At 66.5% G+C, this 18,497-nt stretch carries 20 protein-coding genes, 1 tRNA gene and 1 pseudogene; 9 read left to right on the forward strand and 13 right to left on the reverse strand.

Translation table 11 applies throughout. The annotated features are described in order from the left end of the window. The first annotated feature begins 127 nt into the window (after positions 1-127). The 4 genes and pseudogenes from ACZ54P_RS16955 (at position 128) to ACZ54P_RS16970 (ending at position 4,549) form a co-directional block, all read left to right on the forward strand. Entirely contained in the window at positions 128-1,366 is a 1,239-nt protein-coding gene (locus ACZ54P_RS16955) for a glycoside hydrolase family 3 N-terminal domain-containing protein (RefSeq protein WP_465462458.1), read from the forward strand. Between the two features lie 180 nt (positions 1,367-1,546). Further along, positions 1,547-2,499 (forward strand): annotated as a pseudogene (locus ACZ54P_RS16960) (CE1 family esterase). 106 nt (positions 2,500-2,605) lie between these two features. Then, entirely contained in the window at positions 2,606-3,307 is a 702-nt protein-coding gene (locus ACZ54P_RS16965) for a TetR/AcrR family transcriptional regulator (RefSeq protein WP_465462459.1), read from the forward strand. Between the two features lie 36 nt (positions 3,308-3,343). Further along, positions 3,344-4,549, forward strand: coding sequence for a cytochrome P450 (locus ACZ54P_RS16970; RefSeq protein ID WP_465462460.1), 1,206 nt, complete (start codon positions 3,344-3,346; stop codon positions 4,547-4,549). On the opposite strand, the gene ACZ54P_RS16975 is transcribed toward ACZ54P_RS16970, so the two are convergent. Together ACZ54P_RS16975 and ACZ54P_RS16980 are read right to left on the reverse strand one after the other, a co-directional pair. After that, a complete protein-coding gene (locus tag ACZ54P_RS16975; RefSeq protein ID WP_465462461.1) occupies positions 4,546-5,187 on the reverse strand; it encodes a histidine phosphatase family protein in 642 nt (213 codons plus the stop codon). The two genes, ACZ54P_RS16970 and ACZ54P_RS16975, sit on opposite strands and share 4 nt — an antisense overlap. A gap of 96 nt (positions 5,188-5,283) precedes the next feature. After that, a complete protein-coding gene (locus ACZ54P_RS16980) occupies positions 5,284-6,081 on the reverse strand; it encodes a TIGR03084 family metal-binding protein (RefSeq protein ID WP_465462462.1) in 798 nt (265 codons plus the stop codon). Between the two features lie 129 nt (positions 6,082-6,210). Here ACZ54P_RS16980 and ACZ54P_RS16985 point away from each other — a divergent pair, with 129 nt between their 5' ends. Next, positions 6,211-6,657 carry a heavy metal-responsive transcriptional regulator gene (locus ACZ54P_RS16985; protein ID WP_465462463.1) on the forward strand — a complete coding sequence of 149 codons (447 nt, stop codon included), beginning with the start codon at positions 6,211-6,213 and terminating at the stop codon, positions 6,655-6,657. Between the two features lie 108 nt (positions 6,658-6,765). Here ACZ54P_RS16985 and ACZ54P_RS16990 read toward each other — a convergent pair whose 3' ends face one another. Continuing rightward, the gene (locus ACZ54P_RS16990) at positions 6,766-7,893 is read right to left on the reverse strand and encodes an acyl-CoA dehydrogenase family protein (protein ID WP_465462464.1); all 1,128 of its coding nucleotides are present in this window, start codon (positions 7,891-7,893) and stop codon (positions 6,766-6,768) included. A gap of 99 nt (positions 7,894-7,992) precedes the next feature. Here ACZ54P_RS16990 and ACZ54P_RS16995 point away from each other — a divergent pair, with 99 nt between their 5' ends. Further along, positions 7,993-8,118: a hypothetical protein gene (locus ACZ54P_RS16995; RefSeq protein WP_465462465.1), complete on the forward strand. Its 126-nt coding sequence runs from the start codon at positions 7,993-7,995 to the stop codon at positions 8,116-8,118. Here ACZ54P_RS16995 and ACZ54P_RS17000 read toward each other — a convergent pair. After that, the gene (locus ACZ54P_RS17000) at positions 8,115-8,342 is read right to left on the reverse strand and encodes a hypothetical protein (protein WP_465462466.1); all 228 of its coding nucleotides are present in this window, start codon (positions 8,340-8,342) and stop codon (positions 8,115-8,117) included. The two genes, ACZ54P_RS16995 and ACZ54P_RS17000, sit on opposite strands and share 4 nt — an antisense overlap. A gap of 22 nt (positions 8,343-8,364) precedes the next feature. Here ACZ54P_RS17000 and ACZ54P_RS17005 point away from each other — a divergent pair, with 22 nt between their 5' ends. Continuing rightward, positions 8,365-8,598, forward strand: coding sequence for a response regulator transcription factor (locus tag ACZ54P_RS17005; RefSeq protein ID WP_465462467.1), 234 nt, complete (start codon positions 8,365-8,367; stop codon positions 8,596-8,598). Here ACZ54P_RS17005 and ACZ54P_RS17010 read toward each other — a convergent pair. The 9 genes from ACZ54P_RS17010 to nfi all read right to left on the reverse strand — a co-directional run bounded on the left by ACZ54P_RS17010 (position 8,571) and on the right by nfi (position 15,801). Beyond that, positions 8,571-9,155, reverse strand: coding sequence for a DUF7010 family protein (locus tag ACZ54P_RS17010; protein WP_465462468.1), 585 nt, complete (start codon positions 9,153-9,155; stop codon positions 8,571-8,573). The two genes, ACZ54P_RS17005 and ACZ54P_RS17010, sit on opposite strands and share 28 nt — an antisense overlap. Before the next feature lie 55 nt (positions 9,156-9,210). Beyond that, the gene (locus tag ACZ54P_RS17015; RefSeq protein ID WP_465462469.1) at positions 9,211-10,047 is read right to left on the reverse strand and encodes an alpha/beta fold hydrolase; all 837 of its coding nucleotides are present in this window, start codon (positions 10,045-10,047) and stop codon (positions 9,211-9,213) included. A 70-nt stretch (positions 10,048-10,117) separates the two neighbouring features. Beyond that, positions 10,118-10,828, reverse strand: a complete 711-nt coding sequence (locus ACZ54P_RS17020; RefSeq protein ID WP_465462470.1) for a hypothetical protein — start codon at positions 10,826-10,828, stop codon at positions 10,118-10,120. Between the two features lie 168 nt (positions 10,829-10,996). Continuing rightward, positions 10,997-11,506 (reverse strand): winged helix-turn-helix domain-containing protein, encoded by a 510-nt coding sequence (locus ACZ54P_RS17025; RefSeq protein ID WP_465462471.1) that lies wholly within the window; start codon positions 11,504-11,506, stop codon positions 10,997-10,999. A 1-nt stretch (position 11,507) separates the two neighbouring features. Then, entirely contained in the window at positions 11,508-12,770 is a 1,263-nt protein-coding gene (locus tag ACZ54P_RS17030; RefSeq protein WP_465462472.1) for a sulfite oxidase, read from the reverse strand. Positions 12,771-12,833: 63 nt separating this feature from the next. Then, positions 12,834-12,907, reverse strand: a tRNA-Leu gene (locus ACZ54P_RS17035). A gap of 111 nt (positions 12,908-13,018) precedes the next feature. Then, complete coding sequence (locus ACZ54P_RS17040) at positions 13,019-14,347, reverse strand: NAD(P)/FAD-dependent oxidoreductase (protein WP_465462473.1); 1,329 nt, start codon at positions 14,345-14,347, stop codon at positions 13,019-13,021. 84 nt (positions 14,348-14,431) lie between these two features. Then, positions 14,432-15,124: a uracil-DNA glycosylase gene (locus ACZ54P_RS17045; RefSeq protein WP_465462474.1), complete on the reverse strand. Its 693-nt coding sequence runs from the start codon at positions 15,122-15,124 to the stop codon at positions 14,432-14,434. Then, entirely contained in the window at positions 15,121-15,801 is a 681-nt protein-coding gene (gene nfi, locus ACZ54P_RS17050; protein ID WP_465462475.1) for a deoxyribonuclease V, read from the reverse strand. The genes ACZ54P_RS17045 and nfi overlap by 4 nt, the downstream gene beginning before the upstream one ends. A gap of 28 nt (positions 15,802-15,829) precedes the next feature. Here nfi and ACZ54P_RS17055 point away from each other — a divergent pair, with 28 nt between their 5' ends. Both ACZ54P_RS17055 and ACZ54P_RS17060 read left to right on the forward strand, forming a co-directional pair. After that, positions 15,830-17,326, forward strand: coding sequence for a S10 family peptidase (locus tag ACZ54P_RS17055; RefSeq protein ID WP_465462476.1), 1,497 nt, complete (start codon positions 15,830-15,832; stop codon positions 17,324-17,326). Positions 17,327-17,757: 431 nt separating this feature from the next. Next, entirely contained in the window at positions 17,758-18,420 is a 663-nt protein-coding gene (locus ACZ54P_RS17060; protein ID WP_465462477.1) for a hypothetical protein, read from the forward strand. Positions 18,421-18,497 lie beyond the last annotated feature (77 nt).

Below are 18,497 nucleotides of genomic sequence, written 5' to 3' on the forward strand. Positions count from 1 at the left end.
CCGGGCTTGACGAGGGAGAACACGAAAAGGGAGGGAGGTGAGGCCGCACCCTCGGCCGCCGCGCACCTGCGCCAAAGGGCACGCGAGCGCGTACCGACGGGCACCTGGGGTTACCGTCGGTACCGGCATGGACGACGACCGAGACGAGCTGATGAACGCCGGGCGACCGAAGACGACGAAACGATGGGCGACCGTCATCCTGGGAGCGGCCACTGTTCTGCTCACGAGCGTGCAGTGCGGCACAGCGGACGAGCAGCCAGGATCGGCACAACCGGCGGGGACGGTTCCCCCGCCGCGCAGCAGCACCGTTTCCAACCCGCCCACCAGCCCGCCCCCTCCCTCGCCGTCACCGAGGACGGAGCAGGCGCCCATATCGGACTGCAAGGCGGTCACCGCCGGGATGAGCCCCCGGCAGCGGCTGGCCCAACTGGTGGTGGTCGGCGTGAACGCGGGCGACCCGCAGGCGACGGTGAAGCTGGTGCGCGACCAGCAGGTCGGCGGCATCTTCCTCGGCGGCAACGAGACGGCCCTGCTGCAGAACCGCGCGTTGGACGAGGTCCAAAAGGCCGCGAAGGTCCCCGTGTCGGTGGCGATCGACGAGGAAGGCGGCCGCGTTCAGCGGATCGACGCCCTCGACGGCAGCATGCCGAGCGCGCGGAAGATGGCCGCGACCATGACACCGGCGCAGGTACGGACGAAGGCCGCCGAACGGGGCCGGCAGATGCGGGCTCGTGGCGTCACCGTCGACTACGCGCCCGATGCCGACATCACCGACCAGCCGGACCGAGACATCGTCGGCGACCGGTCGTTCGGCTCGGACCCCGAAGTCGCTCGCAAATACGTCCTGGCGTTCGCGCAGGGGCTACAGGACGCCGGGGTGCAGCCCGTGCTCAAGCACTTCCCCGGGCACGGGCACGCCACAGGAGACTCCCACAAGGGACTGGTCCGGACGCCGCCGCTCGCTTCGCTGCGGAAGGTCGATCTGGTGCCTTACCGCGACATCGGCCAGTACGGCGAGGTCGGCGTCATGGTCGGACACCTGGACGTGCCTGATCTGACCGGCGGTACGCCGTCGACCCTGTCGGCGCCGGCGTACCGGCTGCTGCGGAAGGACTACGCGTTCGACGGCCCGGTGATCACGGACGATCTCGGGGCGATGAAGGCGATCACGGCTCAGTACCCGCTGCCGACGGCGGTCCTCAAGGCGTTGCAGGCGGGGGCGGATCAGGCGTTGTGGTCTTCCGGCGGCAACGTCGGCACGGTGCTGGACACGCTGGAGCAAGCGCTTGCGTCGGGCGCGCTCCCGGCAGCCAGGGTCGATGAGGCGCTGACCAGGGTGCTCACGGCGAAACAGGCCTGCGGCTGACCGAACCAGCGGCCACGAAGGCGGCTCCGCGGGGTCGTCCGGCGCGGACGAATCGGCTGGGCTGTCCGCAGACCAGACTGTCCGCGAAACGGTCCGAAAACTCAATGGACACAATGCTGACCAGGTCGACGCCGGGAGTGACCCTGATCACCGCCCCGCCGCCCGATCAAGGAGGATCGCGTGCCTGGTCCCGCGAAGTACCTACGCCGTCTCGCACTGATGGCCGCCGCCGCGGCCGGACTGAGCCTGCTCGTCGCGCCGGTGGCGTCAGGAGCGGCGGTGGCGCCAGGAGCGTCGTCGATCGATCGTCCGGTGCCGACCACCGGCTGCGGCCGGCCCTCGCCGGTCCCCGCGGGGGTGACGACGCCGCGGACTCTGACGTCGGCTGGTCTGGCGCGCGAGTACACGGTCCACGTTCCCACGCGGTACCAGTCGTCGCGGCCGTATCCGCTGGTGTTGTCGTTCCACGGGCACAAGCGGACATCGAAGTACCAGGAGGAACTGTCCGGCTTCTCGGCGTATGACGCGATTTCCGTTTACCCGCAGGGGCTTCCGAGCACCGACGGCGAGTCGGCCTGGACCGGCGCACCCTATTCGGCGGCCGCCGACGACGTGCTCTTCATGAGCGACCGGCTGAACGCGCTCCAGCGGCACCTGTGCGTCGACTCCCGCCGGATCTACGCGACGGGCAAATCGAACGGCGGCGGGTTCGTCGGCGTCCTCGCCTGCCGGATGCCAGGCCGGATCGCGGCGTTCGCTCCGGTCGCCGGAGCGTTTTACCCGCAGAGCGGGAAGTGCGATCCGTCGCGCCCGGCGCCGATTCTCGACTTTCACGGAACGGCCGACATGACGATTCCCTACACCGGGATTCCCGCCAAGGGCCTGCCGACGCTGCCGGACTGGCTTGCCGGATGGGCAGACCGGAACGGTTGTTTCCCCCGCCCCGTCCAGTACTCGCCGAAAACCGACGTCACCGTCCAACGCTGGCTCGGCTGCTCCCTCCAACACTATCGGGTCGAAGGAGCCGGACACGTCTGGCCGAGCACGGCACCGAACAATGACTCCTCCACCCCACGGTCATCAACGCGACACCGGTCATTTGGACCTTCTTCCTCGCCCACCGTCTGCGTTAAAAAACGCCTATCTCCTTGCCGGACCGACCCGTGCGGCGCTACGGTCTAACTGACCCCATGACCAGATGAGCAAATCTGGTCACGAAGTCAGAGACTGGGAGTGCTCGTGGCAGAACGTCCGGACCGCACCGCCGGCCGCGCCGATCGCATCCTCGACGCGGCCGGCGTCCTGCTGACGCGGCTGGGCTATCGCAAGGTGACCATCGAGGACATCGCGAACCAGGCGGGCATCGGGAAGGGCACGATCTACCTGCACTGGCGCGCCAAAGAGAACCTTTTCCAAGCATTGCTCCTGCGTGAATCCGTCCGAGCCGCCGAAGCGCTTCTCGCGGGGCTGGCCGAAGATCCGGCGGAGGTACTCCCCCATCGGTTCCAGCGGGCGGCCTTCCTGCACACCCAACGGAATCCGTTGCTCGGCGCGCTCATCACCGGCAACACCGAACTGCTGGGCCGGTTGAAGAAACATCCCTTGCAGGATCAGGACGCCGTCGTGACCGAGCGGTATCTGAAGACGATGATCGACCGGGGCCTGCTGCGCGACATCCCGAACCTGCTCTATTCCCTGCGAGCCTCGGCGCTGGGGTTCTATCTGATGGACAGCTTCATCCCCGAGAGCACCGGCCTCACACCCGAGGAGAAGGCCGATGCTCTCGCGCACATCATCCGGTCGGCGTTCGAGCCGCCGGAAGAACCGTCCCCGGCGAACTTGGCCGCCACCGCGGCCGAAGTCACCCAGGCATTCGAGGATCTGATTTCGACCTATCGCGCCTGGATCTACCGGCAGGACGAAGCCGAGGAGCCCGTCTGATCCGAGCTCCTTCACTTGAGAAGAAGGGGGCACGCCATGACCACACTCGCCGAAAACTGGGGAGTTCACGAAAGCCAGTTCTGGCTTCGCGGTGAATTCCCGGCCGATCCGGTGCGTTTCGAACCCGACACGGGCATGTGGAACGTCTACGGCCACGCCGAGGCGCTGAAGACCTTGAGCGATCACAAGGTTTTCTCTTCCGACACCGCCCGTCTGATCCCCCAGGAGCTGGCGCCGGACAAGGACCTGTTCGTCGACGGCAACCTGCTGCAGATGGATCCGCCGGACCACAAGAAGCTGCGCACACTGGTGAGTCACGCGTTCACACCGAAGGTCGTCGCGGACCTCGAACCGCGGATCGCCGCGTTGACGAACGAACTCCTCGACGTCGTCGACGGCGAGGACTCGATGGAACTGGTGACGAATCTGGCCTATCCGCTGCCGGTGATCGTCATCGCCGAACTGCTCGGTATCCCGGCGAGCGACCGCGAGCTGTTCAAGGAATGGGTCGACACGTTGCTACGGAACAGCCAGCAGCGGTCACTGATCAAACAGACCGAGGAGGACAAGAAAGCCTCCGACGAAACGATCGAGCAGCTGAAGAACCTGGTGAACTACCTGGGCGAGCACGTCGACGACCGACGGCGGAACCCGCGCGAAGATCTGCTGACCAAACTCGTCGAAGCCGAGGTCGACGGCGAAAAGCTTTCGCAGAACGAGGTCGTCAACTTCGCGAACGTGCTGCTACTCGCCGGGCACATCACCACCACGATGTTGCTCGGGAACACGGTGCTGTGCCTGGATTCCCATCCGGACGAGTACCGGCGCGTCCGCGAGGACCGTGCGCTACTGCCCGCCACGATCGAGGAATCACTGCGCTTCCTCAGCCCGTTCGCACTCGTCGCCCGCGCCACGACGACCGAAGTCGAACTCGGCGGCCGGACGATTCCGGCGGACAGCATGCTCGCCATCTGGGTCGCGGCCGCGAACCGGGATCCGCGCACGTTCACGGATCCGGGAACCTTCGACCCGGCCAGGGTGCACAACCCCCATCTGGCCTTCGGTCGCGGGATCCACTTCTGCATCGGGGCTCCGCTGGCGCGGCTGGAAGGCAAGACGGCGCTCAACATCCTGTTGGACCGGTTCCCTGATCTGCGTACCGATCCCGCCGTCCCGCCGTCGTTCATCCCCAGCCCGAACATGACCGGGGTGAACGAGCTTCAGCTGCGGCTGAAGCCTTAGCGGTCGGCGAACCGGGAAGCGAGCGGGACCACCACTCGCGGAACCCGCTTGCCCGGCGTGTACCGCAGCTCGGTGATGTTGCCGTTCGGTACGAGGTAGGTGTCGGCGAACGTGCGGAATCCGCGCATGGCCTCGCTGTCGGGGGTGGTGATCCCGGTGAGCAACGACCACATGACCGCGCGGATGAAAAGCCCGTGCGTGAACACGGCGATCGGTCCGGGTTCCCGCTCACCCAGCCGGGCCAGGAATTCCTGAGTCCGGGTGAAGAGCCCGGCGAAGGATTCCGCGCCGTTCACCGCGTGGTGTGGATCGGCCCGGTCCCAGTACGCCTCGGTGTACGGCCTGCGGATGGCGGTGGTGGTGACCTGTCCATGGAGTTCGCCGAGAAAGGTGAACTCCTGGACAGGCCACTCTTCGCGTTCCGCGCCGGGGAACCGCTCGATCGTCGGCTCCGCGGTCTGCCGCGCCCGCAGAAACGACGACGTCACGATCAACCGTGGTGGTTCGTCAAAGGATCCGGCGACTTCGGCGGCCTGCCGTCTGCCCAGTTCGGTCAGCGCCGAAGCGCCCGGCTCACCACCGGGGAGGCCGGCGTTCGACTCGCTTTCGCCGTGCCTGATCAACCACACCCTTGTCACGATCGCCTCCTAGACCCCGTGTGCACCGACGATCGCATCGAGCGGGGCCCGCCGCGACTTCCAGGATGCGTAATCATCGTGGAAGTGACACGGTTCTCAGCGGTCGAACTGCCCCGGCTTCCGTCCCTCGCCCGCGGGGCCGCGGTACGCCTGCGCGATGTCGAGCCAGTGGTCCGCCAGTGCGCCTTCGGCACGGACGTCGAGATCGTCGCGGTGACGGCGCCGCGTGACCAGGAGGCAGAAGTCCTCCGCGCTTCCGGTGATCCGCTGCCGTGAGTCTTCGGGGCCGAACGTCCACAGTTGCCCGGACGGCGAGGTGATCTCGAAGCGGAACTCCTGCTCGGGCGGCGTCAGTCCCCGTGCTTCGTAACCGAAGTCCCGCACCCGGACGGCGAAACCGACGAGGTACGCGAGCCGGTCGGTCCGCTCCGGACGCACTCCGAGCGCGTCCGCGACGTCCTGGCCGTGAGCGAACAGTTCCATCATCCCGGCGCAGGCGAGGATGGCCGGCGGCAGCGGGTTGACCAGCCACGGCACGACCCGGTCCGCCGGGACCGCGGCGAGGGCCTTGATGCCGGCGTCGCGCTCGGCACGCCACCGGCTCAGCACGACCTCGTTGGGATCCCCGAGGTAGTCGTCGAGGGCCGCGTTGACGGCGGCGTCGAAACCGCGCGCCATCGAGGTCTTCGCGAGTTCGGCGAACTTCTGCGGCTCGGCCGCGGACAGCCCGGCGATCTTGAAAATGAAGGAAAGGTGAGCGATCTGGTGCTTGACCGTCCACCCGGTCGCGGGCGTGGGCAGAGCCCAGCCCGTGTCGTCCAGATCGGACACCAGGGCGTCGACCTGTTCACCCTCCGTGGTGAGGTCCCTGATCACGTACCGGAAGTCAGTCACCGTGCCGTCCTCTCGCCGTTTTCACCCTTTCCGATGATGCGGACGCGACGCGCCGTCGTCTTCTCCTCATGAGCCCCAGCAAAATTCGCGCTTGATTCTGGAGCCGGGTCCAGGTTCTACCCTCGGTACATGCGAACCGAAGCGACGACGGCGCTGACGGCGTTGACCATGTCCCAGGTGACCTCTCGCGCCGGTGTACGGCCGGATACCGTGCGCTACTACGAGCGCATCGGTCTCCTGCCCACACCGGCACGGACGTCCGGCGCGCATCGGCGCTACGACGAGGACGTCATCGACAGGTTGCGGTTCATCCGCGGCACCCAACGGCTCGGGCTGACGCTGACGGAGATCGGCGACCTGCTGAGCGTGCGCGACACCGGGGTCTGCCCGTGTGAACCCGCCGAAACCATGCTGGAACGCCATCTCGCCGAAATCGAAGCGGAGATGACGCGGCTCGGCTCCCTGCACGCCGAACTCACTTCCATGCTGTCCGGGATGTCCGGCGAGAAATGCGCCGATCCGCTGCCCGGCGCGTGGTGCCCGCCTGACCACGGACCCGAGGGAGGAGGTGGATGACCATGCGGAACGACGACTGGTGCGACTGCGTCTGCGGCACCGGCTGCTGCTGACCCGTTCCGGCGGGACCGGCCGGGCTTGACGTCACCCGGCCGGCCATCCGAGAGGTCAGTCCCGCGGCAGGAGCACCGTCTTCCCGATCCGGTCCTTGCAGACTTCGGCGGAGTAAGCCATCAGCCCGCCCGCCTGGGCGTCCCGAAAGAGGCGCTGAATCGGCGAAGTGCGCAGAAAGCCCGAGCCACCTCCCGCTTTCAACGCCAGCTGGGCGACGTCGCGGGCGATGTCGTTCGCCAGCACCTTCGCGGTCATGGTCGCGAGCAGGAATTCCGGCGAGTTCTGATCCGCCAGCCACGCCATGTTCCGGGCGTACATGCGCGCGGCATCGAGGCGGGTGTGAACGTCCGCCACTTCGAACTGCAGCCATTGCATTTCGGCGAGCGACTGCCCGGTCATGGGAATGACGCGGCTCCGGGAATGCGTGATCAGCGCGTCCTCCGCCGCGTCGGCTATCCCCAGTGAAAGGAACGCGAGCCCCGCTCCGATGTGGTTCGGGCGCCGCTCGGTCGAAGGCGGGCACCGGCGGTCCTCCCGCAGGACCGTGCCTTCGAACGAGACGAGCTGGCTGCGACTGGCACGCAGTCCCATCGTGTCCCAGATGGGCACGAAGGTCATCGTGTCGTCCGGCGCGACGCCGAAGAAGGTTGGTGCGCCGTCGACGAGCGCGTTGACCAGGAAGTGATCGGCGGCCTCGCAGCCGGAAACGAACCGTTTGGCGCCGGTGAGCCGGAACCCGTCATCGACGGGCTCGGCGACTTGTTGCGGCATCAGGAACATGTTCCCGCTGCTCGGTTCCGACAGCGCGTTGGCGAAACGTTTGCCGCCGATGAGTTCCTCGGCATAGAAGCGACCCACTTCGGGAGCGGACAGCTGGACCAGTCCGATGGCGGCACCGATGTGCATCACCCAGATGCACGCGGTCGAGGAACAGGCGGCGCTGAGGATCCGGACGATCTCGCCGTAGGCCCGATAGCTCAGGTCCTCGCCACCGAACTCCGCGGGCAACGTCGCCCTGTCGAGGCCGGTCGCGTGCAGGGCGCGGAGGTTGGCGATGGGCAACTCGGCCGTATCGTCGAAGTCGGCCGCTGTCGCGGCGAAGCCCTTCGCCAGTTCGGTGGCGGTTTCGATCCAGCGACGTTCGTGGGCGGGCGGGGCGAACGGATGCGTGGCCTCGGTCATGTCCGCGTCATGCCGCAATCGCGAAGGCCTCCTCGCCACCCCGCGAATGGCGAAGGAGGCCTTTCACCGTCCGACCGGCACACCCGGGTGCAGGCGGCCGTGGCGAATTCGCCGGAAGCGGTCTTGGTCGAACCCACCGCGCCGTCGACGGTGATCTTGCAGCTGACCGAGCCACCGGTTTCGCCCGTGGTGACGGTCAGCGCGCCGCCTTTGTACATGCCCTAGTTCTCGACGTTCGTGGCGTCGCCAGTGATTTCGTAGAACACCTTCGCGGTGCGGTTGAGCTCGTTCACGGCCGCTACGAAGCCCGTGACGCCGATGCCGTTGCGGGGCGGCATCGGAGCGGCGGGGGCCTGCGGGGCAGGCGTGTAAGGGGTTTGCTGGGTCACGGTGCGCGTGGTCGCGGCAGGTGAGGCGGAGTTGTCGCCGAGGACTACACGAAAACTCATCGGTCACTTCGTCGCGAACAGGATGAGTCCGCGGCGGAACCGCGCACAGGCCGGGCTGGCCACGCTGACCGAACGAAAACGAGAGATCGTCACCGCCGTCGCCCGAGGCGGGACCAACGCCGAGATCGGCGCGGCACTGCATCTGAGCGAAGCGACGGTGAAGACCCACATCACCCGGACCTTCGCGAAACTCGACGCGACCAACGGGGTCCAGCTGACGATCTTTGCTTACGAAGCCGGGCTTGTCGCTCCCTGAGTGACCGCGCCCAGCAAGCCCGCGACGACGGTTCCCCAGAGGACCACGGCGCCGCCGAAGCCCGGCACGAGCTGCCAGGCCGCGGCCCACCCCGCGACCGCGAGCACGGCGGCCAGCACGGCCACGGCGCACAACAAAGCGCTCAACACGAGGAACCGCCGCGAACCGAACAACTTCGCGAACGACAGGAAGTGCAAGCCCACCACGAAAAGCACCCACGCGGGCACGGCTTCGGGAAGTTCGAAGACCGCCGAGAGCACCCTCGCTCCGGCGAAGATCCCCACCAGCATCAGCAGCACGGCGAACCCGTATTGCTTACCGAACGGGCTTTCCTCCCGGCCGCCGCCCGCGGGAAGCCCCGCACCTCGCCGCGCCGTCAGAATCAGCCAGCCGACCAGTCCGAGCACCACGACGACACCTGAACCGACCAGCGGCGTCGATCCATCGGAGACTGAGGAAGCGCCGAAAAACCACCATCCGGCACCGAATCCCACGCCGATCGCGGAACTGATCAGCAAAGTGATCAGGTGCCCCTTGGTGAACAATCCGTCCGTCACGATACTCGGGTCTCCTCCTCCCCCCCGCGGAAGGATACCCCGGCGGGTGGCGGTGTCAGGCGAGTCCGGCGAGAATGTCCGCGACCTCCCGCGGCCGGATCAGGAACCCCACGTGACTACTCTCGACCGAGCGCACGTCGGTCGGGTTGTCCGGGGTGAGCGCGTCCGCCTCCTTGATGAAGCGGTCCTGCAGCGCGATCGGCATCGACCGGTCTTCGGTGAGTCTGAGGTAGGTGCGCGGAATCCGGCCCCAGGTGGCGGCATCGGCGCGTTCGGTACCCGCGTCGAGGCTCTCGTCCGGCTCGAGAGTGTTGAGGTAGGCGAAGAACTCCTGCTCGGTACCGTCTTCGAGCATCGCGGTCTTCAACGCGGTCAGTAGCGTGGGATCGGCGGTACGCCAGTTCATCCGGAGCGCGCCGAGCGCCACGGGGTCGGCGACGACGACCCCGCCGACGTCGTTGAGCGCGCTGCTCGCGTACTCGGGCCCCTGCATGTATTCGCCGATGGTCGCGTCGACGCAGCACCACGCGGAGATGTAGACGATCCGATCGATCAGCTCCGGGACGGCGTTGCCGACCCCGGTGAGCGTGGCACCGCCGCGGCTGTGCCCCACCAGGATGACCGGCCCGTGCTCGGTCGCCCTGCGCACGACGGCCACCACATGCTCGACGGCTTCGGCGGCAGTGGCGTCAGCCATCTTCGACGGCTCTGTGGCCAGCGCTTCGAGATCCTGGGGCGCTTGGTAGGCCGCCGGGAAATCGGCGCCGAAGCCGTGGCCCGGGAGGTCGACGGCCAGTGTGCGGTGCCCGAGCAGGGCGAGCTCACGTTGCAGTGGGCTCCAGGTGAACGAGTTGCTGCTTGAGCCGTGTACGAGAACGTAGGTCGGAGTCACGTCCGCATTCTGACATCGCGGCTTTGCCGGTCGAGGGGTCAGCGTTCAGTCAGCGCAGAAACCCTTCCCATCAGCGCTTCTGAACGAAATACACCTTGTCGTCGGTCACACTGCCTACCTGGATCGTCACGTCCCCCGGAGCATCGACGAAGCCGACCCGGAACGTGAGTTCCTTGCCCGGCAGGATGTCTTGACTCGGTGTCCCCCCGAGCCCCGCTTCGGTGTCGAAGACTTGCTCGGCACTGGTGTTACCCGTGGTGGCCTGGACGAGCAGCATCGCCGCGGACCACGGCTTGTCGGAGTGGTTGACGACCGTCACTTGGTAACTCGTCGCCTTGACCTTCTGGGCCGGGGCCGCGTATTCACTCGTGGTGAAGGCCTTCGGATCCGCGACGGTGATGTCCACGGCGGTGCCGCGATGTGTTTCCCCCACCGCGTATGTCTGGCCGCTCGCCTTCTTGTCCGTTTCTGGCAGACCGAATTTCTCGTTCAGTTCCTTCACCGCCGCTCCCTGAGCGATGACCGTGAAAACGACGGCCAGCACACACAGCACGACACCGATGGTCGCGAGGATCTTCTTCGAACCGAAGAGCGCGATCACGCCGAGGACGAACCCGACGCCGGCGACCACGGCGGTGAGGTTGTTGAAGAAAATGATCGGTGAGCCGAAGACACCGACGATGCCGAGGATGAGCCCGGTCCAGGCGAGTCCCGCGAACTTCGTGGGCCGCGGAGCCGTATAGGCCATAGGAGCGGGTGGTGGCGGTTGCGGGGTGTACATGTCAGACATCTCCAAGAGGTCGAGGGCGACCGCTAAGGAGGCCGCGCGCCAGCCGAGTGCCTGACAGTTCGGAAAAAGATGGCGTTGTGTTACGCGGAAGATTCCCCGTCATCGCAACGTAATCAAGAGCAACCCGAATGAGTGACTGACGTACTGAGATTCCCGGTCTCAGTCCGCGATGAGGACCTGGCCCGCTCCATCGAACCGGTAACCGACTCCGCGCACGGTCGTGATGGGCGCCAGCACGGGCTCGAGTTTGCCGCGGATCTTGCGGATATGGACGTCCACCGTCCGTCCGTTGCCACCGCTCAGCCCCCACACCCGCGCCATGAGCGAGCCGCGGTCGAAGACGCGGTCGGGATTCCGGCTCAGGAACAGCAGGAGATCGAACTCCAGCCTGGTGAACTCCAGCACCTCGCCGCACAGCAGCACTCGCCGTGCGTCGGGCTCGATGCGCAACGGCTGCGCGGGGCCGCTGAGGCGACGACGCCGTCCGGCGAGTTCGACGACCTTGTCGTCGGGGAAAGCGCGCGCCGTCAAAGTCACGCCGACAGTGTCCTCAAAGGACTCGAGCAGGCGCGCGGTGATCGCGGCGGCGTGCTCGGAGTCGGTGCTGACTCGCAAGGCCAAGGTCAATTCGACGGTCGGTTTCCCGGTCACCACGACCGACTGCGTCATCTCACACCACCCGGACCGGATGCCGCACGACAGCGTCGAAAAGATAGCCCTGTGTGTTGTGCGGGGTGACGTCCGGCTGGGTGACGCCGGTGATGTCCGTGGCCCTCGCCCGCAGGGTGTACGTGCCGGAAATACCGGGCTGCCAAGGGATTTCCCAGCGTTGCCACCCGCGATCCGCCGCCGCTCCCACGAATCTCGCCTGCCGCCAGCCGTCACCGGTGTTCACTTCGACGCGCCGGATCCGGCCGTTCCCCGACCATGACCGGCCGCGCAGTTCTTGCCTGGTACCGACAGCGAACTCGGCGTTCCACGGCAGCTCGAAGGCGCTCTTGACCACCTGTCGGGTCACGACCGCGCCCTCCGCCGGGTAGCCGGGGCCGAGCAACCGGTAGTACTGCGTGTGCCACGGTGAGAACAGCGGCGTTTCCGAAACTTCGATGCGCCCCAGCCATTTGATCGACGAGATCCCCACCCACGACGGCACGACGAGCCGCACCGGATGACCGTGGTCCGGTGACAACGGCCGCCCGTTCATTTCGTACGCCAGCAAGACATCCTGCAACGCCTTCGCGACCGGCAGCGGGCGGCGCACCTTTCCCAGGTTGACCCCTGCGGTGACGTAGTCGGCGTCCAGCCCCTCCGGCAAAACGTCCACCGCGTGCCGCGTCAGTCCCGCCTTGGCGAGCACGGTGGCAAGACGGACGCCACGCCAGCGCGCGACCCCGATCGCGCCGAGTTTCCACGCCGTACCGGACACCGTCTGCCCTTGCTGGCTGGTGAAGAAACTCCGGCCGTTGCCCGCGCACTCGATGGCGGAGGTGATGGTCTCCGAAGGCAGCCGGAGCAAGTCGGCGTAGGTGAACTCGACCGGGCGGTCCGCCGTCGGTGCCCCGCGCAGTCCGGTGCCGAACAGCTTCAGCCGCCACGAGCGTGCGTCGATCAGCGGGGTCGCGGTGTGGTTACGGACGAAGAACCGGTCGATCGGCGTCAGGTAGCCCTGCCCGCTCAACGCCTCCCAGCGCGTCTCCGCGTTGGTGCCGTGGATCTCGAAGAACTCCGGCGGCAAGGGTTTCACGATCGGCGCGGCCGCCGACGCCGTCCCCGACGGCAGTGATCCGAAGGCCGCCAACGCGAGCCCGCCACCGGCCGTCAGCCGAAGCAACCTGCGACGCGACAACCCGTCACCTCGCACCTCCCCCGCCCGCCACTGCGTGAGTCGCGTGTGGTCGTAGGTGGCTTCGTCGGTCAGGCCGCTTCCGGTCATGCGGATCATTGTGAGCAGCGGCCGTCCGCGCGGACCAGTACGTCCACGGAGCGGAACGTGTTGTGCCCCGGACGGGGATCGAACCCGCACTGTGTCGATTTTAAGTCGACTGCCTCTGCCAATTGGGCTACCGGGGCACCGACAGCCTAAGCGATGTCACGTTCCGGCGATGACTTAACCCTGAACGCCGTGAAGGCCTCCTTCCCTACGCTCAAAGTAGGGAAGGAGGCCTTCACGGCGCTACGAGATCAGGACTTCGACAGCCTGTCGAACTCCTCGCGCGGGTTGTTGATCTGGCCGAGCGAGATAACCTCGCGCCGGAACAGGCCGCCGAGCATCCAGTCGAACAGGATGCGGATCTTGCGGTTCCACGTCGGCATCGCCTTGAGGTGGTACGCGCGGTGGAAGAGCCAGGCCGGGAAGCCCTTGATCTTCAGGTTCAGCGCGTCGGCGACACCCTTGTGCAGGCCGAGGCTGGCCACCGCACCCAGGTTCTTGTGGTAGTAGTCCTTCGGCTTGCCGCCGCGGATCACCTTGATGATGTTCTTCGCCAGCAGACGCGCCTGACGAACGGCGTGCTGCGCGTTCGGCGGGCAGGTCGCGGTCGGGTCCTGCTCGGTGCGCGAGAGGTCCGGCACGGCGGCGTTGTCACCGGCGGTCCAGACGTCGGGGTGCCCGACGACCTGCATCGCGGCGGTGGCCTCGACACGGCCGCGCTTGTCCAGCGGCAGGTCCGAGCTGGCGAGCACCGGGTTCGCCTTCACACCGGCGGTCCAGATGATCGTGTCGGTGTCGAATTCGGTGCCGTCCGAGAGCACGACGTGGCCGTTTTCGAACGACTTCGCCGCTGTCGACAAATAGACTTCGATGCCGCGCTTCTCGAGCTGCTCGACGGTGTACACGCCGAGCGTCTCTCGCACCTCGGGAAGGATCCGCCCGGCCGCCTCGACGAGCACCCAGCGGATGTCCTCGACCTTGAGGTTCGGGTAGTAGTGCTCCACCGCGAAGCGGGTCATGTCCTCGAGTTCGGCGAGCGCCTCGATACCGGCGAACCCGCCGCCGACGACGGTGAAGGTCAGCAGGCGCTTGCGCTGCTCGGGGTCGAGCGTGCTGGCGGCCTCGTCCAGCTTCGTCATGACGTGGTTGCGCAGGTAGATCGCCTCACCGATGGTCTTGAAGGCGATGCCTTCCTCGACCAGGCCCGGAATCGGCAGGATGCGCGCGACGGCCCCGAGCGCGACCACGAGGACGTCGTAGTTCAGCTGCTCGACGTGCCCGTCGGCGGCTTCGACCGTGACGGCCTTGCGCTCGTGCTCGATCTTCGTCACGCGCGCGGTGAGCACGTGGCAGCGCTTGAGCACGCGCCGCAGCGGCACGACCACGTGCCGCGGTTCGATCGCACCGGCCGCCGCCTCGGGCAGGAAGGGGGCATAGGTCATGTGCGGCTGCGGGTCAACGACCGTCACGGACGCTTCGTTGGCCCGGAGCATCTTCTGGAGCCCGTACGCCGTGTAGAGCCCGACGTATCCACCACCAAGGACGAGGATCCGTGTCGGTTCCGACTTAACACCAGCCATATTTCTATAGTCGCACCCATCTGCTGAGATCGCTCGTAGACCCCATCCGGCTGTGACCAGCGTCGCCACGGCTTCCGCACCGATTCAGTTCAGCCCGGCCACCGAGGTCGCGGCGGTCAGCACGTCGCACACCATGTCGAGCGTCAGGCGACCGGTCTGGACATTGCGCTGCGACACGTGGTAACAGCCGAAAAGGCGCAGGTCGCCGAGTCTCACCTCGACGCCGTGGCCGAATTTCGGGCGTGGCGCGGGTACCGGCCAGCCCGCCTCCGCGAGGACCGGCAACAGCGCTTGCCAGCCGAACGCGCCGAGGACCACGACGGCCTTCAGCGTCGGCCTCAGCAACGCGAGCTCGGCGGCGAGCCACGATCGGCAGGTTTCCCGTTCCTCAGGTGTGGGCTTGTTGGCGGGTGGCGCGCATCTCACCGGGGAGACGATCCGGGTCCCTCTGAGCTCGAGACCGTCACCTATATGGGTTGACGTCGGCTGCGAGGCGACCCCAACCCGGTGAAGCGCCTTGAAGAGAACATCGCCGGAGGGGTCGCCGGTGAACATGCGACCGGTCCGGTTCGCACCATGGGCTGACGGGGCGAGCCCCACGATCGCCAGCGACGCGTCCGGCGGGCCGAAGCCGGGCACGGGCCGGGCCCAATAGGTCTCGCCGGCGAAGGCCGCGCGCTTGACCACGGCGATCTCCTCGCGCCAGGCGACCAGCCGCGGGCAGGCGCGGCAGCCGACGACCTCGGCGTCGAGCTCGGCGATCGAAGGGAACCTCATAGCGCCTCCTTCAAGGCGTCACGGCAGAGGCGGTCGGCGAGGCGGGTCGTCTCGGGCTGCCGGAACGCCGGGCACAGCCGCAGGACCTGGCGGCACGCGTTGTCCAGCGAGATCTTGTGGCCGACGGAGACGTAGACGGGCTTCACACCGTCTTGGGTACGCAGGACCGCACCGACGACCTCGCCGTCGTCCACCAGCGGCGTCCGGGTGCCGCGCTCCCGGCCCGGCTCGTCGTGTTCGCCGATGAACCGGGTCTTGCCGACCCCAATGGCCGGCAAGCCGGTCACGACGCCCACGTGACACGCCAGTCCGAATCGGCGCGGATGAGCCAGCCCGTGGCCATCACAGACCAGGAGATCGGGAGTGTGTTCGAGCGCGCGGAGGGCGTCGAGCAGTGGCGGCAGCTCCCGGAATGCGAAAAGGCCAGGTTCGTAGGGGAACGAGATCCCGGAAACGACCGTTCGCTTTTCCACGACGCGGAATCCGGAGGTTTCGAGAGTGACCGCGGCGGCCGCGATCAGGCCGCTCTCCTCGTCGTAGGCGACGTCCAAACCGGTGACTGTGACGATCTCTTGTGGACAACGATCCCCACGATCGACCAGGCCACGCAGGGATTCCTGGATTTCGATCGCTTCGGCGACGGTGTTCGGGCGATCATGCGCCGTGACGATGTCCACCCGTACAGACTGCCAGTAAGTTGGGACCATGCCGGACACCAATCCCGATGAGAAGGCCGCCGACGAGAAGGACACCCCGTCGGTGGAAACCAAGGTCGAGCCGATCGACGACCTGGTCACCACGAAGCACACGCTGACGCTCAAGCGCCGGAAGCTCGCGTACACGGCCCAGACCGGGCGGATCGTGCTACGGAAGGAGGTCATCACCGACGGTAAGTCCGAAGGCCACAAGGCCAAGGCCGAGGTGTTCCTGACCGCGTACACCCTGGACGACGCGGAGCCCGGCACTCGCCCGGTCACGTTCGCGTTCAACGGTGGCCCCGGTTCGGCGAGCATCTGGCTGCACATGGGCCTGCTCGGCCCGCGGCGCGTGCTGTCCGGCGACGTCGACGACCCGGTCGCGCCGCCCTACGGCCTGACCGACAACCAGGAAACCCTGCTCGCGCACAGCGATCTGGTATTCATCGATCCGGTGTCGACCGGCTACTCGCGCGCCGTGGACGGCGAAAAGGCCAAGGAGTATCACGGGTACACCGCCGACATCGAGTCCATCGGCGAGATCATCCGGTTGTGGGTCTCGCGCAAACAGCGCTGGCTCTCGCCGAAGTTCCTGGCGGGCGAGTCGTACGGCACGCTCCGGGCGGCAGGCCTGGCGGCGCATCTGCAAGAACGCCACGGGATGTACCTCAACGGGCTGCTCCTGATCTCCTCCGTGCTCGACCTGGGCACCCTGCGGTTCACCGAGGGCAACGACCTGCCGTACACGCTTTACGTGCCGACGTACGCGGCGATCGCGCACTACCACGGTCTCCACGGCGAACGCCCACTCGACGACGTCCTCGCGGACGCCGAGGATTTCGCGGCGAAGGAACTCCCCTGGGCCCTCGCGCGCGGCGCCCGTCTGTCCACACAGGATCGCGCCGAAGCGGTGGCGACGCTCGCTTCACTCACCGGCCTCAGCGAGTCCTATGTGGACCGGGTCAACCTGCGGATCGAACATGTCCGGTTCTTCACGGAGTTGCTGCGGGACAAGGGTCTCACCGTCGGCCGGATGGATGGCCGGTTCACCACCTGGGAACCCGACGGCGGTCGCGAGCACATGAGCGACGATCCGTCGATCTCACGGATCATCGGCGCCTACGCGAGCGGCCTCAACCATTACGTGCGGGCCGAACTGGGTTACGAGAACGACCTTCCGTACGAGGTCCTGTCGATGGACGTCTTCAAGGCCTGGTCGTACTCCGACTTCGAGGGTCGCTCGGTGTCCTCCGTGGACTCCCTCGCCTCCGCCATGCGGGCGAATCCGCATCTGCGCGTTCACGTCGCTTTCGGTCACTATGATGGCGCCACGCCTTACTTCGCTTCGGAGCATGTGTTGGCGCGCCTTCAGATTCCCGAGGAGTTGCGGGAGAACATCGACACGGCTTACTACCCGGCAGGGCACATGATGTACGTGCACGAGGAGTCTCGGGTGCGGCAGTCGAAGGACCTGGCGAAGTTCGTGAAGAGCGCTTCGGGACAGTAGGGAACGCCCGTTCCCAGCCTAACAAGTGCTATGAAAGGTCCTTTCCTTGCAAATTTTGCAAGGAAAGGACCTTTCATAGCACCCAGGTACCAAGTTTTGTCGGACCCACCCATGACTATGTTGGCATGTACCTATCCAAAGTTCCGATTACGGACTCGTACCTACGTCAACACAGCAGACATGGCGTCATCCGTGTGGCGTCCTTGGAGAAACTAGGGGTCATGCAAAGCACGGCATACCGAAGATGCCAGCCTGGCGGAAGGTGGACTCATCTCCTGCCAGGCGTCGTCCTTCTCTCGAAGGAACAACCGACCGCGCGACAACGAGTCGAAGCTTCGTTGATGCTCACTGGCGGCTGCGGGGTCGTCACTGGCTTCGAGGCCGCTCGCCGATACGGGCTACGGCAAGCCGGGCCTCACGGAACCGTCCACGTGCTCATTCCCCAACAGCGCAAAGTGCGAAGCGTCAAGTTCGCGATCTTTGAGAGAACGATCGTCATGCCGGACCATCGCATAGTCGAAGGGGTCCCGCTGGCCGCTCCAGCTCGAGCGGTCTTGGACGGCGTACGGCGCATCCGTGACCTCGACCCAGTACGCGCCTTGCTGATCGAAACGATCGAGACAGGCCTGTGCACGGTCGATGAACTGAGCGCCGAACTCGAATCTGGCAGCAGGCGGGGAACCGCCCTTCCTCGCGCCGTGCTCCGAGAGCTGGCAGCCGAGGTCAAGTCGGTGCCCGAGGCGGCTGCACTGGCGATCTGGAAGCGGGCGGGGCTGCCCCCGGCAGAACAGAATGTAAGAATCCTCGACGCTTTCGGAAACTACATCGGCAAGCCCGATTCATGGTGCGATGAACTCGCCATGGCATGGGAAATCGATTCGTATGCCTTTCACTTCGGAAGGGATGCCTACCGCAAGACACTCCACCGCAACAATCGGTACGCGGCTGCCGGGATCGTCGTCGTGCAGACCTTGCCGTCCCGGATTTGCGACGAGCCGGACAAGGTCATCGCCGAACTTCGTGCCGCCGCCGAGGCAGCGGCACGCCGTCCAAGACCGGCTGTCTCCGTGGTCCGCACCGATCGGGCCGCCTGACTGTTAAGCCCGTAACGCTATGAAAGGTCCTTTCCTTGCAAATTTTGCAAGGAAAGGACCTTTCATAGCACTCTACG

It is taken from the genome of Amycolatopsis sp. NPDC034160, from assembly GCF_055575355.1.

Excerpts from the sequence above, each read along its gene's own strand:
- ACZ54P_RS17030 (WP_465462472.1), bottom strand. The coding sequence starts at position 12,770 with ATGACCGGAAGCGGCCTGACCGACGAAGCCACCTACGACCACACGCGA.
- ACZ54P_RS17040 (WP_465462473.1), bottom strand. The coding sequence starts at position 14,347 with ATGGCTGGTGTTAAGTCGGAACCGACACGGATCCTCGTCCTTGGTGGT.
- ACZ54P_RS17020 (WP_465462470.1), bottom strand. The coding sequence starts at position 10,828 with ATGTACACCCCGCAACCGCCACCACCCGCTCCTATGGCCTATACGGCT.
- ACZ54P_RS17045 (WP_465462474.1), bottom strand. The coding sequence starts at position 15,124 with ATGAGGTTCCCTTCGATCGCCGAGCTCGACGCCGAGGTCGTCGGCTGC.
- ACZ54P_RS17000 (WP_465462466.1), bottom strand. The coding sequence starts at position 8,342 with ATGAGTTTTCGTGTAGTCCTCGGCGACAACTCCGCCTCACCTGCCGCG.
- ACZ54P_RS16970 (WP_465462460.1), top strand. The coding sequence starts at position 3,344 with ATGACCACACTCGCCGAAAACTGGGGAGTTCACGAAAGCCAGTTCTGG.
- ACZ54P_RS17005 (WP_465462467.1), top strand. The coding sequence starts at position 8,365 with ATGAGTCCGCGGCGGAACCGCGCACAGGCCGGGCTGGCCACGCTGACC.
- ACZ54P_RS17055 (WP_465462476.1), top strand. The coding sequence starts at position 15,830 with ATGCCGGACACCAATCCCGATGAGAAGGCCGCCGACGAGAAGGACACC.
- ACZ54P_RS16955 (WP_465462458.1), top strand. The coding sequence starts at position 128 with ATGGACGACGACCGAGACGAGCTGATGAACGCCGGGCGACCGAAGACG.
- ACZ54P_RS16990 (WP_465462464.1), bottom strand. The coding sequence starts at position 7,893 with ATGACCGAGGCCACGCATCCGTTCGCCCCGCCCGCCCACGAACGTCGC.
- ACZ54P_RS16985 (WP_465462463.1), top strand. The coding sequence starts at position 6,211 with ATGCGAACCGAAGCGACGACGGCGCTGACGGCGTTGACCATGTCCCAG.
- ACZ54P_RS17025 (WP_465462471.1), bottom strand. The coding sequence starts at position 11,506 with ATGACGCAGTCGGTCGTGGTGACCGGGAAACCGACCGTCGAATTGACC.